This window comes from Cytobacillus dafuensis (assembly GCF_007995155.1).
Classification (GTDB): Bacteria; Bacillota; Bacilli; order Bacillales; family Cytobacillaceae; genus Cytobacillus; species Cytobacillus dafuensis.
In genome coordinates, this window is the sequence record NZ_CP042593.1 from 2,825,481 (window position 1) to 2,842,763 (window position 17,283).

Annotated in this window: 14 protein-coding genes and 1 riboswitch; of the genes, 1 reads left to right on the forward strand and 13 read right to left on the reverse strand. The window is 37.1% G+C overall.

Annotated features, from left to right (window positions below):
• Window positions 1-36: 36 nt before the first annotated feature.
• From cas6 to FSZ17_RS13425, 9 genes are all read right to left on the reverse strand, one after another.
• On the reverse strand, window positions 37-1,032 hold the full coding sequence (gene cas6, locus FSZ17_RS13385; protein ID WP_185150625.1) for a CRISPR system precrRNA processing endoribonuclease RAMP protein Cas6: 996 nt from the start codon (window positions 1,030-1,032) through the stop codon (window positions 37-39).
• Between the two features lie 13 nt (window positions 1,033-1,045).
• A complete protein-coding gene (locus tag FSZ17_RS13390; protein ID WP_057770840.1) occupies window positions 1,046-2,461 on the reverse strand; it encodes a magnesium transporter CorA family protein in 1,416 nt (471 codons plus the stop codon).
• A 9-nt stretch (window positions 2,462-2,470) separates the two neighbouring features.
• Window positions 2,471-3,952 carry a hypothetical protein gene (locus FSZ17_RS13395; protein ID WP_146846478.1) on the reverse strand — a complete coding sequence of 494 codons (1,482 nt, stop codon included), beginning with the start codon at window positions 3,950-3,952 and terminating at the stop codon, window positions 2,471-2,473.
• A gap of 58 nt (window positions 3,953-4,010) precedes the next feature.
• A complete protein-coding gene (gene csm4 / locus FSZ17_RS13400; RefSeq protein ID WP_057770844.1) occupies window positions 4,011-4,949 on the reverse strand; it encodes a type III-A CRISPR-associated RAMP protein Csm4 in 939 nt (312 codons plus the stop codon).
• 5 nt (window positions 4,950-4,954) lie between these two features.
• Entirely contained in the window at window positions 4,955-5,635 is a 681-nt protein-coding gene (gene csm3 / locus FSZ17_RS13405; protein ID WP_057770846.1) for a type III-A CRISPR-associated RAMP protein Csm3, read from the reverse strand.
• 11 nt (window positions 5,636-5,646) lie between these two features.
• Entirely contained in the window at window positions 5,647-6,096 is a 450-nt protein-coding gene (csm2, locus tag FSZ17_RS13410) for a type III-A CRISPR-associated protein Csm2 (RefSeq protein ID WP_057770849.1), read from the reverse strand.
• Window positions 6,093-8,369, reverse strand: a complete 2,277-nt coding sequence (gene cas10, locus FSZ17_RS13415) for a type III-A CRISPR-associated protein Cas10/Csm1 (RefSeq protein WP_057770851.1) — start codon at window positions 8,367-8,369, stop codon at window positions 6,093-6,095. The genes csm2 and cas10 overlap by 4 nt, the downstream gene beginning before the upstream one ends.
• Before the next feature lie 789 nt (window positions 8,370-9,158).
• Window positions 9,159-10,265 carry an o-succinylbenzoate synthase gene (menC, locus tag FSZ17_RS13420; protein ID WP_057770853.1) on the reverse strand — a complete coding sequence of 369 codons (1,107 nt, stop codon included), beginning with the start codon at window positions 10,263-10,265 and terminating at the stop codon, window positions 9,159-9,161.
• 15 nt (window positions 10,266-10,280) lie between these two features.
• Window positions 10,281-10,820, reverse strand: a complete 540-nt coding sequence (locus FSZ17_RS13425; RefSeq protein ID WP_057770855.1) for an NADPH-dependent FMN reductase — start codon at window positions 10,818-10,820, stop codon at window positions 10,281-10,283.
• 278 nt (window positions 10,821-11,098) lie between these two features.
• Here FSZ17_RS13425 and FSZ17_RS13430 point away from each other — a divergent pair, with 278 nt between their 5' ends.
• Window positions 11,099-11,308: a hypothetical protein gene (locus tag FSZ17_RS13430; RefSeq protein WP_057770858.1), complete on the forward strand. Its 210-nt coding sequence runs from the start codon at window positions 11,099-11,101 to the stop codon at window positions 11,306-11,308.
• Window positions 11,309-11,366: 58 nt separating this feature from the next.
• Here FSZ17_RS13430 and FSZ17_RS13435 read toward each other — a convergent pair whose 3' ends face one another.
• The 4 genes from FSZ17_RS13435 to FSZ17_RS13450 all read right to left on the reverse strand — a co-directional run bounded on the left by FSZ17_RS13435 (window position 11,367) and on the right by FSZ17_RS13450 (window position 17,283).
• Window positions 11,367-12,551, reverse strand: a complete 1,185-nt coding sequence (locus FSZ17_RS13435; RefSeq protein ID WP_057770860.1) for a sensor domain-containing diguanylate cyclase — start codon at window positions 12,549-12,551, stop codon at window positions 11,367-11,369.
• Window positions 12,552-12,680: 129 nt separating this feature from the next.
• Window positions 12,681-12,765: riboswitch (cyclic di-GMP riboswitch) on the reverse strand.
• A 251-nt stretch (window positions 12,766-13,016) separates the two neighbouring features.
• Entirely contained in the window at window positions 13,017-14,000 is a 984-nt protein-coding gene (locus tag FSZ17_RS13440; protein WP_057770862.1) for an HD-GYP domain-containing protein, read from the reverse strand.
• Window positions 14,001-14,143: 143 nt separating this feature from the next.
• On the reverse strand, window positions 14,144-15,199 hold the full coding sequence (locus FSZ17_RS13445) for a DmpA family aminopeptidase (protein WP_057771518.1): 1,056 nt from the start codon (window positions 15,197-15,199) through the stop codon (window positions 14,144-14,146).
• A gap of 515 nt (window positions 15,200-15,714) precedes the next feature.
• A complete protein-coding gene (locus FSZ17_RS13450) occupies window positions 15,715-17,283 on the reverse strand; it encodes a SagB/ThcOx family dehydrogenase (protein WP_057770864.1) in 1,569 nt (522 codons plus the stop codon).

Sequence of the window (17,283 nt, forward strand, 5' to 3'; positions counted from 1 at the left end):
AATGGATCCCACTTACCATAAATAAGGCTTCCGAATCTATTCCCCAATTGACTGGTAGAGTGAAAACTTCCCAAGTCCGAAGACGGTTTGCTTACCAACGTGGGCAAAAGAGGCAAGCTTCAGCATTGGCAGGATAGGAGTCAGATTACCTTGTAAATGAAAGGCCCCTGTAAGCCCCCCTAAATTCATGGCTTTCTTTTGCTTGGAAGAAAATCGTTCCCAGTCTCGCCAAACGACAAAATCCTTTAAAACTGTGCATGCGGATGATAATTGTAATAAGCAATCCTTTGAAATCGTGACGTTGTTTCCGTATAAACTAGTCAAGTATTCCATTCGTCTTTGACAGTTTAATAGAAATTCCTGAATATCAAGACTGTCTAAAATGGTTCCTTTTTTTTGCATCCTGATCGGAGTGTCGAAGGATATGAACAAAGAGGAGACAGAATGTTCCTCCTCTCTCCAGACATAGTCTTCGAAAAAGACGCCTAAATCTCGGATTTGTCGATGGTTTAACAAATATTTTGTTCCGTTTTTTAAAATCTGCTCAATCTTTTTAATATGGAACCTGATGCGGTTCGGACCCGCTCCATACTTGACTCCGATTTCGAATAAAGAATCTACAAAATAATATAAAAAATGAATCACATCTCCAAAAAAAGTAATTGTTAATTCTGCTGTTTCCCCCTCATTCCAGATCTCGTTAACGAAGTGAGGGGCCTCAATGACGACTGGTGGAGAAATAAATTGCCTAGTTTCTTTTAAAGACCCTGCGAAAACCTCACTTGTTGGCTCAAAAACAGAGCCGTATGCGCAATTAGGCATATGTGAACAATATTTACAATCGAGTTCGGTATACAAACATGTTTTTCTCTTTATTTCCCTGCCCCACATCCCGCGCCAAATAGAGGATGAATAATAAGGCATTTTCCCTGTTGATGAAGCAACTAGAGTAAACGTAATTTTCGTTGCCCGAATTCTAATTTCGTCAATCTGAATGCCTGGCGACTCACTTACCAAATCAGCCCCATTCATTTCCAAACATCCTTTATCCATCATTTTTTAACCTTACCCAAATATATTTCTTCAACAGATAGAATGTAGGGACGAAAGATAGTAGTGTAATTAAAACAGCCAAAATCCAATTTAAGGTGTTTTCTGTTATAAAGGGAAGTATCATTGTATATAAGCCTGGAATAATGGTTAATGGAAGATAAACAAATGATAACAAACCAATTCCCTTCGTCATTTTGTCGGATTTTTCCCGTTTTTTCTCTTCCAATAGCTGAAGCTTCTTCTGCTCAATAATCTCCATTAAAGAAGACAGTGAATAGAGTTCATCGTTAATTTCAGTAAATAAATACTCAATCTTTAAATTGGTCCGAATCATTTCATACAACTCACTTTGATGCGTCACATTCGAAACTTGATTATAGGAGCACTTCAGCATGAAATTGACTATATTTTTACGAAACTTAGTAATAAGCTCATTCTGCTTTTCAAGCTGATCTTCAATTTGATTTAATTGATATGGCAGCAGGGATATTTGTTTAGAAAAATAAAGCAGTGCATACCTTTGATGAAGAGCCAATATATACATAAATAAGTACGTATTCTCTAGGCGATAAAAATAATCCGTACCAAAAAATTGATCGGCTGTAGTATCATTCGTTTTCGTAACAATATTGGCCATTCCTTCAAGGGAAACACCCCAGTAGCTGTTATCGAACGGGATAAATAAATCCCTTCTGTTTTCCATCTCTTTTACCGGCTTATAGGAATCTTTAAATGCTCTTTGCATTCTAAATAACCAAGCAGTCACACTGGATTCCTCTAGACCTGGCTGATTGAGAAATGCAGCCGAAAAAACCAGACTTTGCTTCACATGTGTATCATCCCCTTCAAAATATGTATCAACCTCGAGATTAGACAGAAAGGAATCGATCAGATCGTTCAGGTGAATTTCCTGTTCTAACAAAGTATCTTTCCCCGTTTTTTTATCATAAAAAACTTTTGTATTTCTTAGCTTTCCTAATCTTTTAATATGGTAATTTGTTTCAATCATCTGCTCAATACTGCTAAATTTTGGGTGACCTATTTTAAATAAGACAAATCCTACCTGTGTTTCAAATACATACAGTTCGATCGATTCTATCGAAAAAGAAAAGGACTGTTTTGAATACTGATAAGTTAGAAAAGTATCCTTCCTATTGGGCAAATTCCATTTCGTACGCACTTCATCCTTTAGAACAAACCGTCTGCCAATAGCCTCATATTTCCTTCCCTGCGGACTGATTAAATTTTGCACATGATCATACAGTCTCTCAGAAACTGGCGTTTTTTCTTCAAAGTTGCTGTGATCGATGAGACGATCAGTATTTTCATATTCCGCTCTGAAAGCAAATGGTACGATTAAAAAAGTAACCTGCTTTTCAACTTTTGGTATATTCTCTTTATTGACCATGTTTATCCCCTATTCAACTTCAACTTTACTCATTTTATCTAACTGCTTAAATATCACCTGATTCATTTGTTCATACTGATTCTCCGTAAGTAATTCATCATTTTCAAAAATAGCCGTATATATTTCTTTCATAGTAGAGAACAATGCTTCTTTAAAATCTTCAATGGCATCGAGCTTAAATTTATTTTGCATCAACTCATACATTTTCTCTTCGGTAATGCCTGAAAAACCATGTGCACCTATACAGTTGTTTCTTAAGGTGGATAGCTCATCAAACAAATTAATCTTGGATAAGATAGGGTTCAAGGCACTTTCTTGATTTTGGATATAATAATTGGCCGTCTCCTGTAGGGTTGCCCGAGTGATCGTACCCTGATAGCGGATTTTGCTTTTTTCCAAATATGCTCGAAGTCCAGTATTATTTTTGAGCCACTCCTGGTTAATTACTTTCTCATCGAGAACGACACCAAGCTTTCGTTTAACAAACTCTCTTAAAGATTGTTCCTGAAAGCGGAATAATCGTAAACAAACATCAATAAATTGACCTTTGCTGTACAGCATATTGATATTCCAATATAATTCCGCCATATATTTATCCACATGATCATCGACATTATGTTCTGTCAAATCGCGAATATAATCATATAAATTCTCTAGCGAAGCATCATCCCTACTCTCCGAAAAATGGCCGATGAACTCCAATGCTTCACCGAATTGAAAAGAAATCCGCAGAAAAGCATACTTAAAAATACATATTAAGTTCTGCAGCATTTTGATCGGAAATCTGGAAGCAAAAAATTCCTGGTTATTTTCTAAGTATTGTATAGCGGAATGATATTCAAAATGCTGTATATTTTGTCTTATGGTTAATAAATGGTTTTCCAGCAGCATACGCCCTGTAATATTCAAGTTACGTGATCTGCCGCTTTTATTGGGAACATAGACAATTTGGGCCTTATCCTTCCCGACATTTATCCCGTGAATCATCAGCATCGTATTCATGGCGGGTGTGCCGCCTGTTATCGAAAAAAAGATGTTTTGATACTGGTCCAAATCTCCTAATATCTGTGGGAGCTGCTCGCTATAAAACTTATACATATCATCCATATTAGAAGGATTATTTTGCATTGCGATAATTTTTGGCTTTTTTAACTGATTCAAATAGCCTCCCCATATCTTCCGATCGTCTTTTGTATCAAGCAAATATTTACGGATCAGCTGTGCAGAATAAAGCGTATCCGAAAAGTGAGGAGGGTTCTGATCGGTCGCAATTAGCAGAATCTCATGGATATTTAATTTCTTTATTCTTTTGGTCAGATCCAATAATATTGTTGTAATAATAGGAAAATGCAGATTTTCTTTTTTTTCTTCATATTGTCCATATATTTTCTTACTTACCTCACGAAAGTTGTTTTTAGGAAATTCATTTTCACCTTGAGCAAACTGTACATCCCTGTTGCCCACATTACAGATTAATATATTCTTTTTCACAACATCACTCGCTTCACATTCCAAATAAAAAACCTAAATTATAGAAATATTCACTTTTTTAACACGCTAAATAATCTGGTAACTTTATCGTTAGTCCTAATGCAAATCCATATTGAACGACCTGGTCATAAAATGGCGAAATGTGAGTAACCATTCTTCCATAATACGGCTTAGGCTCATCCGTGCGAAAAAGTGCGCCAGGAATAATACGGGTTAAAGGTCTTTTAAACATGGTACCTTCTTTTTCAAAAATTCTGCCTAATTTACCATATTTAGTTTCCAGCTTATACCATCCATCTGTTGGATCCTGATGGGCAGGAACACCATGACTCAGCCATACAACAGCATTGCCAGTATCTTTTTGGCAATCGATATCATCGCGTTTCAATTTATTTACGATTTCAAATTGGCCGAATCCAACAGACTTTTTATTGCCGAATCCTAATAAAGATGTAATGTGTAATAATTTTTCAAGCAGGGAAAAGGCAGTCTGATCTTTGACTCTGAAAAAAACCGATATTGTTTGCTCCCGATTCGTTAAAACCGTTGATTCCATTTCATAAAGTCCATTTTGCTCCAAACTTCTTCCAGTTTGGCGATCAATGGTATTATAAGTTTGAACGGTTTGCTTCAGACCGCCTTCTATTTCCTGATCAAACAGCAGACGCTCACCACGTATCAAACGCAAAAAATCATCTTGATGTAAATATTTCAAGCTTTTAAGTCTTTTTCCTTGATGAATATGTTCGATAATTTCCGTCTTTTTGACGGCTGTTTTCTTCGGTGGAGGGATTAAAGGCCTAGGAAAAGTTCCAGTGATAAAACCGTTTGAAATGACAAATGGTGGATCGTACTGAAAGTCCTGCAGCCATTTTTCCAACTCATCTGCCCCATACATATCCCGGTATGCCCAAGCCAAATGGCCAAACAACGTATCATTTTGCCAAGGAGTAACAAAAGGGCTTTTCAATTGAAATTGAAATTCCCAAAGATCCATATTCCTCACTCCTTAATCGAATTTTTCAAGAATACTTCCTGTTGTTCAACTGTTTCAATTCTTACTTTTCCATATCCACGGCTACCCGAGCTTCCGAGGTAATCATGCTCCATTAATTCCAGTCCTTCTTTGATGAAATGAAGAATCTCTGACTCATTATCAACATCATAGATTTTAATCATCATTTCTAATTCAAACGCTGTTCCCTCCGGAACACGTTCATAAGGTCGGGGATTGATGGCCATCCCCTTATCGCGATTAATTGTATTTTCCGTCTTTATTTCAGAAAAAAAGATCCCCTTGGTCAATTGTGCTTCCTTTAATTCAGCTTCTGATTCAGCTGTTAAGCGCGCATCCCGGACTATAAGTCGGGTTGGGCCAAGTTCATGTTTTGTATTTTTATGAGGACCAAATACACGGCAAACATAACATTTTCCGCATCCGCACGGTTCACCTTTTTTTGGCGCCTCATCGAAAGCATTTTTTCTTCCGTAAACACTTTCCAAAAGAGACCTCAGCTTCCCTTTAAACGAGGAACCAGGAATATATGGCAAATCTGTAATGGGATGACGAATGATTGGATTGTCCAGGCCGCCGATTTCAATGGAGTCTTTGGAACCGCCGATGCGGAGTCCTGTCTCACAGTGAATAATCCCCTTTTTGCGAATGATTTTAACCAATTGCATTTGATTCACTCCTATCTTTTTTGCTTATTGTGTTGAAATGTTTTAGATGGAGGGGTTGAGCGTCCTCTTTGCGTGTTGGACGGTTCTTTGAAGTAAGCGACGATGCTTTGAAAATGATCAATAAATGCTAAAAAATTGGCCCTGTTTTGCAGGGAAAGCTCCATGTTTTTCTCGATAAAATCTCGAAAAGCTTCAGGTACCTTTCCTTCTTCTTTATTGGCTGCATAGTTTGCCAGCGGAATAATCGGGTATATTTTCTCTTTATGTACTTCAAAAGCCTCATCATCTACCATTAAAGGTTGAATTGCTTTAATTTGACCATAGAATCGGCGGAGTGCGGCCATTGTCATCCCACCTTGCGATAATTTAACAGCCATATCTTTTGCCCATTCAATATAAATTTCCCTTCTCTTTTTTCCATCCTGATAATAGCCGCCTTGTAAATACGGTCGTTTATTCAATGCATTTCCTCCCTTCTCCGATACAAAGCACTTAATTGAATAATTGGCTTAATATACCCCCAAAGCCAATCGGTTTTGTCATCATCTATTTGCAGAAGAGCATTTGCCCAATTCAGAACACGCTGATCCGTTTTGATATCGCCGGCTTCTTCCATATTGCGGCGAATCGAATAAGCCAGCATTGGAATAAATTTCAAGCTTTCTGTATCCCCTTTTTCTTTATAAAGCTGGTACATCCTGCTAAAATGAACGAGTTGATAGAGAAAAGCTGAACTGATCTTCCCTTCATTCCACCAGTTGGCAATCATTATCGCTTCTCCATTAAGCAGATTGAAATCCTCCCAGGTCATCACTGTATCAAAAAGAGCGATTTGATCACGTCCGCTTTGCTCCTCATTCATACGGCGGAACCGATTTGGAACTTCTTTTGCTTTTTCCAACTCCTTCTCAACTTCTTTAGCTACATGGGGAAGCGGCATATTAGGCTTAACAATCGATATACCGGCAGAAATAGAAACTTCTTTATTCAGCCCTGCAAAACTATAAAACTTTTGTCTAACTTCTTTCGCGGCTTCCATAATTTCACTCCATGGACCGATAAAAAATAAATCATCTCCCCCGGAAAAGACAGTATAAATTCTTTTATATTTTGTGCATAATAGATCGTTAATTCCGCCTGAAAAGAATCGTTCAAGCTGCTTGCTTAACATAACGATATGCATGAGGGAAAAGGATTGCTGCTTTCTTTCATTGATTAAACCAACTGAAAACAGCATCCCTAAACGATCTACATCTGCCTTGAAATATCCAATTAAATGCTTTCCTTTACTGAATGCTGACAGCTGACTGAAGGTTAGTGGACTGTTGAGTTTACATTCCTCATTTAAATCTTTTAAATTAAGATTTTCACAATCTTCTTTCGAAGCCAGTGGAATAAAGTTTGCCATCCATTTCCCCTGGATTGGCGTATCGATTTTCAATAAAGGAGATTGATTCCACGATTGGATCAAATAAGTATTCTCATCAGCATCGGATCCACTTTCTGCTAATTCTACACAAATATCATTTCCCAAATCGACGGACCGTTTATTTCTCAGCTTGGAATAAGGCCCTTTTTTAAACAGTAAATAATTAGTCTTTGGCAGGATTTGACCGATTTTTTCATCTAAGCTGCAGTATTCACAAATGTCTTCACCGCTTTGTTTCGGAAACTTATAGCAGCTTTCACAAGGAACATGTTTCTTAAAACTGTTATGAATAAAACATGATTCTATCCATCCTTCCTCATCCATTATTTGCACATTGAACGGCTGTCCCTTAACAATTTGCAACATCTCATGCAAATTCGATAAAACATCTGGAAAATTACTCCACAATTCAAAAGGAGATACTTCCATCTCTGCTGTATTTAAGCTAATGGATCCATGAAAACGTTGGTAAAAATAGTTATTGGTGCTATTTTTCCAACACTCTAGTGACTCATTCCCAGGGATGAGTGCATAGAATATACCACCTGCTGACAGTACTAGATTGTGAATCGGCATCTTCGTATCCAATAAAAGACGGTGGGCCGATGATTCTGCAAGCAATCCCAGCGCAAAGCTTCTAGCCCTGAGCCTTTTTGCTACATTTCCAGTACCGATACGGGCAATATCAAATAAATAGGATTGGATTCCCGATACATCGCCGAGTACAATTTTTAATGTATGATGATCTCTTAATGCAATGATGATCGCACTTAGTGTTTTTAAGTATTCTGCAAGAGAAATAAAAGGATATTTAGCACCCGCGGCAATAGATGTCAGCCAGAGCTCAGCCCAGGCAAAAAATTGGGATATTCTTACTTCGCTGTCTGCCTGTAATGCATCGGACAAAAATCGGTGAAAAGAATCACCAATCTTCTCCCAATATTTATATAAATCCTTATGATTTGGTCTGGATACAGAAGGATAATAGACAGGTTTATCCCATTGCTCAGGTTCATAATAGGTCATACGGCGGCCCGCTTCTTCCTGAAATAAATGAAGATGACTAAAAATTGATTCAAGAGCCGTTGGATGTTCATCAATTATGTCTTCAATTTGTTGATAGAAGCTGATCTGTGAATCTGGATGATCCCAGCTGCAAATCCACTCTTCCCCCCATGGGATTTCGGCTATTTTGTTTTTACATGCCATTGCCTGTATAGGAGCGTAGATCTTCAACCTGGCATAAAGGGCATAAAGAACAGTGTATTCTGCCCTTTTGATAAAAACATCCTTATCAAAGCTCATTTATGATCCCTTCTTTCAAAACAGAAAAATTCATCTTCTGCGAGAAATCTGTTCAGTGATGTTATTCATACTGGACATAACCGTGCATGCATATCGCACAGCCTTTTCCGACATCAACAATTATTTTGAAATATCATTCAATTTAAAGAGAAATCCTTGTACTGAAAAAGATTAACGGCAATTCAATAACAACATATTTTTCTAAAAATGCAAATAGTTTCATTTTACCAAATTTATACTTTCTTATTTTTAATATGATTATAAATATTTCATTTGTTATCTTTAATGGATTTACAGGTCTTCAAAGATAAACCAAAGCAAGTATCAGCCTATTAGTAACCTTAGTTTACTGTTAAAAAATAGACCTTAGCATACAAATATTGAGACTTAAATCACCCTTCGTTCATCTTCTAAAATAGTCCTAAAAGCCTTATACTGCGTAATAGATGTTTAAAATGATACAATGAATAAAATGAAGAAAAGTTATATACGCAAGAAAATTACAAGTTGTTAGTATTCTGATATTACTTCTAAATATCTAAATCGAAAAACTTCTCATTAAAAGGTTTACAAAATATGGGGTGAAAACCTTGATCCATAAGTGTTAAAATGGTGAAGAACTCGTTTAGAGGATTAACACAATCCACTACAAACTCTGATCGCTGCAAACATATCTGGTAGAAATAATAAAACCTCGTTTAGAGCATTAATTGTTCTTACAACAAAACAGCCCTTCTCACTTGAGAAGGGCTGTTTTATATGATTTTTCAGTTCTCCTTGTATACTCCTTTAAGAAAAGGTTTTTTCATTCACAGTAAATGTTTTAATCGTTTCTCTATTCGGTTCATACCCAATGCCAGGTACATCTGGAACGCTAATATACCCATCCTTTACAACCACTTCTGGGTCAATAATATCCTGTTCCCAATAACGTGATGAGCCTGCCGTATCTCCGGGTAAAACAAAATTACTTAATGATGTGAGTGCTATATTATGTGCCCTTCCAATGCCAGCTTCAAGCATTCCCCCGCACCAGACAGGAATATTGTGCTTTTGACAGAGGTTATGGATTCTTTTTGATTCCGTTAAACCGCCGACACGTCCGATTTTAATATTGATGATTTTGCAGCTCCCTATTTCAATCGCCAAACGAGTATCCTCATATGAATGTATACTTTCATCTAAACAAACAGGAGTACTAATTTCTTTTTGAAGCTTTGCGTGATCAATGAAATCATCAGAGGCTAATGGCTGCTCAATCATCATTAATTCAAACTCATCCAGTTTTCTTAAATGATCAATATCTTTAAGTCGGTAAGCTGAGTTGGCATCTGCCATTAGCGGCACATCCGGGAAGTGTTTTCTTACTTCTCTCAAAACATCTACATCCCAGCCTGGCTTAATCTTCACCTTCATCCGCTTATAGCCTTCAGTGACATACTCATCAATTAATTTCAATAAATCATCAACTGTATTCTGAATGCCAATGCTGATGCCTACTTCAATTTTGTTTTTCTCCCCCCCAAGTGCTTTTGCAAGGGAAATTCCTTTTTCTTGAGCATATAAATCCCAAATGGCCCCCTCAATCGTTGACTTCGCCATATTATTTTTGCGAATATACGAAAAAATATCAGAAACCTCATCAGGATGTTGAATTTCTTTATTTAATATAGCCGGAATGAGGAAATCCTCAAGCATATGCCAATTGGTTTTTACAGTTTCTTCCGTATACCAAGGTGAATCAAAAGCAACAGATTCACCCCATCCGAAATTTCCGCTTTCATCCTTTGCCTCTAGTAAAATAAACTCTTTATCTTGAAAAGTTCCAAAGCTTGTTGCAAATGGGGATTTCATTCTCATTTTTAAATGACGGAGTGTGACCTCTTTTAACCTCATAAATATTCACCTTTTCTATAAATGGCCTAAACCACTTGCCATAAAAACTAGTTCCTCCGCTAAATCCTCAATGCGCTTTAATACATCTTCATCAACGATTTCATTCGCCTCATTAAAGTGGCTTCCGTTGACATACACATAGCTTGGCGCTACAAAGGACCTGAAATAACCTGCGATCGGCTTCATTTGATTTTCGACGACTAAATAATGTTGATAAGTCCCTCCATTTGCAACAAACCCCATTACTTTATGACGAAAAACGGAAGGTGGAACGATATCAAATAAATTTTTCAAAGGTGCTGGGAATGATCCATTGAAAATCGGAAATCCAACAAGATAAAAATCAGCCTCAGATACGGCTTTTATCATATTCTTTGTATCATCATTATATAATTCTGGTTTCCTGCCATCACAGAATTCCATTTGTATATTTCTTAAGTCAAGCAGCTCAGTTTCAATTTCAGGGTGTTTCTCTTTGATTTCTTTCATCACAGCCTCCACTAAAATCGCTGTCTTTGCTCCCAAAATTGTCCCTGAAATACCTAATATTTTCATTATTCGAAATCTCCCTTCTATCACTCCGTTAGGAATAATTAACCTATCTTAATCTAAAATTATCCTGATTCTTCCTACATTATACAACTACTCATAAGAGATTTCTGTTTTCCTGTCTCACAACTAATTATTAATAGCGTAGAAGTTAATCGTGTTCATATAGAAGTGGGGCAAAAGCAATCAAGTTTTGACTAGCAAACTCGAGTTTTTTTTCTATCCCATGAATAAAATTCTTTCATTTTACAGAAAATAAGAAAAAAAATTTGGAGGTGAATCATATGGGGCTAGTAAAAGCTTTTAACGAATGGAGAGCAGCTAGATATGAAAACCATGTCTCTCAAATGAAAGAAGTAGATAAGTGTCCGGAATGCTATGGAAGAGGCTTCATGTCATATCCTGTAAATGAATTCGCCTTTTATGGAAATTCTTTTGATTGTCCAGGGTGCAATGGAAGCGGCCATTTTTCTGATTGGGAGGATCTTAACTAAGTCCTTAACTTTCCAATAAGTCAAGCGAAAAAACATGCGTCTTCTCGCTTGGCTGACACTATTTATTCACAATCACAATTTGATTACCACCTTGTTGCTTTGCTTTGTATAACACTTGATCAACGGACTTCTTCAATTCATCAACAGTCCTGCCATGTTCTGGATACATTGCAACGCCAACACTGACTGAAATAAGAATTTCATTATTAGATATTTTGATGGGGTGTTCTCTATAAAATTCTAAGAGTTTATTATAAATTGCCTCAACATCCGATGGAGATTGGATGATCAGCATAAATTCGTCTCCTGCATATCGATAGCCAACAATATGATCATGACAAACACTTTTTATCCCATTTGCTAATTTTTTTAAATACAAATCACCTGTATCATGCCCGAAGTTGTCATTAATCCTCTTCAAATGATCAGAATCAATCATCATAAGAGTCATTTTTTCATGACCTTTTTCATTCATAAGCTTTGTTAAATCTTCATGAAAAGCACGGTGATTTTTCAATCCTGTTAATTCGTCTGTCCTTGACATTAAAAAAATCTTTTTATATAGCCTAGCTGTTCCAATTGAATTGATTACTTGAGATCCAATTATTTGCAAAAGCTCCTCATGTTCTTTACGATAGGCAAAATCTGATAAGCTTTGAGATGATATAACTCCTCTTACACGATCATCTATGATTACTGGTACAAAAATACATGACCTTGATTCCTTCTCTCCAAATTTTGCTTTCGATTCATAGGCTTGCGCTTCTTTTTTCAAATGAATGATTTCTCTTGTTTCAATAACCTTTGAAGTATAAGTATCACCCATGTCTACTGTTCTATTTGGATAGATCTTTCCATTTTCCAGCATAATCAGAAATTGAATTTGCTGCTTTTCTTCATTATATAAAGCCATGTAAAAGGCATCTGTAGACATTACTTGAGAAACCATTTCGTATGCCTTTTTAAGTAGGATCTCCTCATTCAGCGTCTTGCTGCAAACCTGGGCAAATTCATGAAGAATTTTATAATGCTGATTTAGCCATCTCATGTTTTCTATTTGGTCATTAATAACTTGAAGTTCTAAGAGTACTGAATCTATGACCTCTCTATCCTCTGGATATTCAATATTCTTTTCGATCTCCAAATAATTTTCATTAGAAATGATATCTTTCTCTGTACCGATTTTTTTTAATAATTGGTCAAAGATTCTTAATATATAGCGAATACCTTCCATATTTGCCATTTTAAACACTTCCAAAAATAGATTTTAAATAGGCTATTAATTATCCTGTTCGACGGAAATGGAATAAATTCATTCTTACACAAAAAAAAGATTAATCTGTACCGATTAATCAATGACATGGTTAATGATTTCGGTAACTGGCTGGCATAGTCAATCGACTTTAGCCCCTTTAGCTTTGCGTCTTCATTTTTCAATGAATTTGCCTTTTCTAATAGATATTATTAAGTTTTTCTGAATTATCCCATAACTTATACTTTAATCATATAGTTCTTTTTTACCATAGTCAATTCATTTTCAAAAAAAAGGATTTTATAGGAAATTAAACCGTGATATAAGAAAATCTATGATAAATCATGTAATTAAAATGGCTGCCTAAGCAGATAGGCAGCCATTTAATCAAGGTTCGATTATGTTAATTATGTGTAAGCAACTTGAGATATAATTCTCAAATCCCTGAATCTTTTCCTATCCTTTTTGAAGAACTTCCTTTATTAATAAAGTGGGGTTGGATACTAATGAAACTTCTTCCCCAGATTCGATAAAACGAATGTATGGTCTTTGCATACTCCCTTTTATCTTTGTGATGATCGCTTCTCTTCCATTATTCATTATCACCCTTGTGCCCGGGATATAGGAAGGAACCACTTCCACAAATAGTTGAACAAGCTCCATACTAAAATCAGTACCTGCTTTCGTCATAATATATTCCATCACTTCATGAGGCGGCATCTCTTGACTTGATAAGAGATTATCATACATATTAGCAATTGAACAAATTTGGGCAAATTCATGAATTTGATCTTCTGCTATACCGCGTGGGAAGCCCGTTCCATCTACCTTTTCATGATGCTGATAGGCCATATGAGCAGAAAGTAAGCTTATTTCTCTTATATTTCGTAAGAAGTTAAATCCAACTAATGGATGCCCAGCATCACTAACCTTAATAGCATTCCCTATATCATGAAGCAATGCTCCCATCCCTACATCTTTTAATTGATTAGGGGGAATCTGCTTTTTGTTCGCAAGGTGTAAAGATAAAAGCGCAACATTTACCGCATGAGCATATTCTCTTAAATCCTCGGCAAGTGAGGTTGTCGGGAATAAAATGATTGCTTTTCGCTTTGAAACCTCTTCCACTAGATTCGAAACAAGCTTTTGCAATGTAATTATGGGTAGATTGCCTTTTTGCGCAACATCCTGAAAAGCTTTTTGAATAATTTCAATAGCCGCAATCCAGGTCGTTGCATCAACAATTTCATCCATGGATATTCCTTCAGATAGAGCATCCTCAACTAACAAATAGCGTACACCTATTGATTCAAGCCGTTCTAAATATACAGGGTGAATCGTTCTCCCAGCAGCAAGCAGCACTCTCCTTTGCCTATCAAAAACAGGACGGGCAAGCTGCATAAAAATTGGATTGTAATCGTCTATGTTTATTAGTCTCATGTTGCGTTCCTACTTTCATTCATAACATATGTACAATTATTCATTTTCTTCTATGCAAAGCAGAAAAAATTATAACATATTATGTAATACGAGAAAATAGGACATCCGGCTCGTCTTACAGATTAATGAAAAGATGGAAACTTTCATTCAGGAAACAATGCTTCGACAATGTTCCCTTTTCTCCCACTTGTTGTTTCTGCTTGGGATAGCGAATTAAAAATAGCCTCTTCTGTTGATTCAGCTGCAGCGGCAAATAGTTGATTCATCATTGGGTGATCATCTCTTATATGCTGAGAGGCTTCAAAAACTTGTTCATTTTGATGAAAAACTTTTTGAGCTGTAGAAAATGCGATTACGATATCTCCACTGCCATGGCTAAAATGGCTGCCGGATCGGCCTAATCCAATGCCACAGCGCTTGGCGACTCTTAGCATCTGCCTATCACTGAGAGGAACATCTGTGGCAAGAACTATGATGATAGAGCCATCAGTCGTTTTGGATACCGCAGTTTCTTGAGTTCCAAGTCCTGAAAACCGATGGGACGGAAACTCTTCTTTTGATCCAAAATTGCTTAAAACCATACATCCTACTGTGTATTCCTTCCCTTCAATTCCATCAATAATAATTCGAGAGGAACTCCCAATTCCACCTTTATATCCAAAGCAGACCATTCCTTTACCTGCTCCAACAGCCCCTTCTGAAGATACGTTTATAGATGCTTTAGAAATTGCTTCCTTCGCATGATTTGGCTTTACAGGAAAATGCCGAATCGAATTCAAATGGCTATCATTGCATTCTCCAACTACAATATTAATTGTTCCAGTCGTTTCTCCGATCTCCGGAGTGATATCAAGCATATACTCTAATGTCCCTTGAGTAACGGCTGGAACACCAAAAGTATTCGTAAGCATGATAGGAGACTCGATCACACCTAATTCATTTACCTGTACTAATCCCGTTGTTTTTCCAAATCCGTTCAATACATAGCTAGCTGCAACCACTTTTTCTCTAAACAAGTTCCCTCCGTGGGGAAGGATAGCTGTTACTCCAGTACAGGCATACTCATCTCCCTCTAATGGATGATCAAGTGTAACATGACCAACTTTTACCCCTTCTACATCAGTAATACAGTTATTCCTTCCTGTTTTAAGTGCCCCGATTGAGATACCCCTATTTCTAATTTTTTTATTTCTTTGCATAAATTCCTCCATCTTGTCCTCATTTTAGCGTTAATCTAAATACTTTCATTTTATTGGCTATGTTAAGCTTCCCTGTTGATTTCCGCTGCAGGCACTTAGCGATCGCGGGTGGTCCGGAAGCCTCCTCGTCGAAGAGCGCTCCTGCGGGGTCTTCCTTTGACTCGCTTCTCCCGCAGGAGTCACGCGCCTTCCGCTCCAATCAACAACAAATTAGCATTAACAACACTGAGCTATAACACAGCCATTTTTTAAAATATATTGAGTTAACAAATAGAGATATGATATTAAATATTCGTTATATAAACGAAAAGTATTGAAAATGTCTAATTTTTTTTATTTTAACAATAATAATTATAAATGATTTTTGTTATCTCAAATAGTTATATACTTTTCTTAAACACAGTTTCTCTCTGCTTTAAGTTAAACAAATAAAAAGACCAATTAAAAGAGACAAAATAATTTCCTCTCTTATCAATTGGTCTATCTTAGAATATTTTTTTTCGCTGTTAACTATATTAACTAAGCAGGGTTCCCCGTAACCATGGCCGATCTCGATAAGGGCCAATCGGGATTTGGATGAGACAGGTTTTTTCTTGTGAATCGAGCTTGTAAATCTCATCACATATTTTCGCATCAAATCCGAGGAGTGGGTGTCCCCCCATTCCATTGGATGACGCCGCTATTAGTAATCGCTGTACAAGCATACCCGCTTCCATTTGCTGAATGCGATATCCTCTATATCCAAATGTCGATTTATAGTAATCTTTATCTCCTACCACATGAATGCAGATTGGTACTTGAGTAATATTTACATTATGGCCAGTCATCCCGTCAAGCAACTGAAGTCGATGGTCTCCAAGATTTATCTGTCGCAAGGAATGGTCTAAGGGATCATAATAATAAGCACCGTTTGCTACGCCTTCTATATTATACAAACAGCAGTACAGAGAGACACGGAGCTCTTTTCTAGAATATGCTGCATCTAAATCATTTCGATACGCAAAAGAGGCAGTCGCCTCCTGTAAAAGAGTGGCTAATTGAGATACACTTACATTTCCCAACACGAAGTCCATGTCTGGTGAAAATCTTTCTCTACAAAAGGATGCCAAATCATACGGAAACCTCTTCACACGAGGCAGTGCTATAACATGCCCCTCATAACTTATATTCTCTTTGAAAGGAATATTTCGAAACGATTGCGTTGATTCCAGCATAGACGCTTCATTCATCTTGGTTAACATCAAACACTTATCGACCTTCTGTGACCGTTCTTTGTGATCATACTGAATGACTGTTAACTCTCGGCCCAATTCTGCGTCAGTGATCATTCCCTCCCTGTCACTTATGTTAGGTGACCAGTTTGTAGGGTCAGCAGATAGCGGTATAACAGCGTACACACTTTCCTTTTCTTCGGAAAGACCAAGAAGATGGTTGATAGCCCGATCAAGAAATTGGAAGTACACTCCCGATTCGAAGCCAAATCGCTTCGATACCTCCAGTAACTGTCCAATCTCTACACCAGCATCCAGTCCTTGCAGTCGGTAGGAAAAATTATTGTATTTATAGTAATTTTTCCAAAACATCGTTGATACAAACACCGTACCAAAACAAGACGATACATCACAACCATTTCCAAGAGCTCTGGCGATAAATGAATCGAAATTTCCTTCTCGCAGCAGCACTAAACCATGATGCACCACATCGTAATGATATACCCCTTCAGGCAAATCCTCCAGCTTCAAATACACGTATAATTCATTTGGATACAACGCCCCTCCAGATGGAACAAACCTTCTAAAAGACTGCATGAGCTCAGGCATATTCTCTATCGTATAAACTGACTGGTTAAACTGGGTAAGGCCGAATACATACCATAGAAAATGACCGAACCTGTAAAGGTCAGGTGTCGATGGTGATTCCAATCCTTCAAGTGTAAGAGGTACTTCTAGAGATAACGGAATTACCGGCAAATCACGATATATCTTATAAGGTAACGGTGCATCATCCCAATTCACTTCCCAGTCCGGCGGGCTTAGTTTTTCAACATCAAAATGCAGATTGTACAAAAATGCATCTAGACTCAT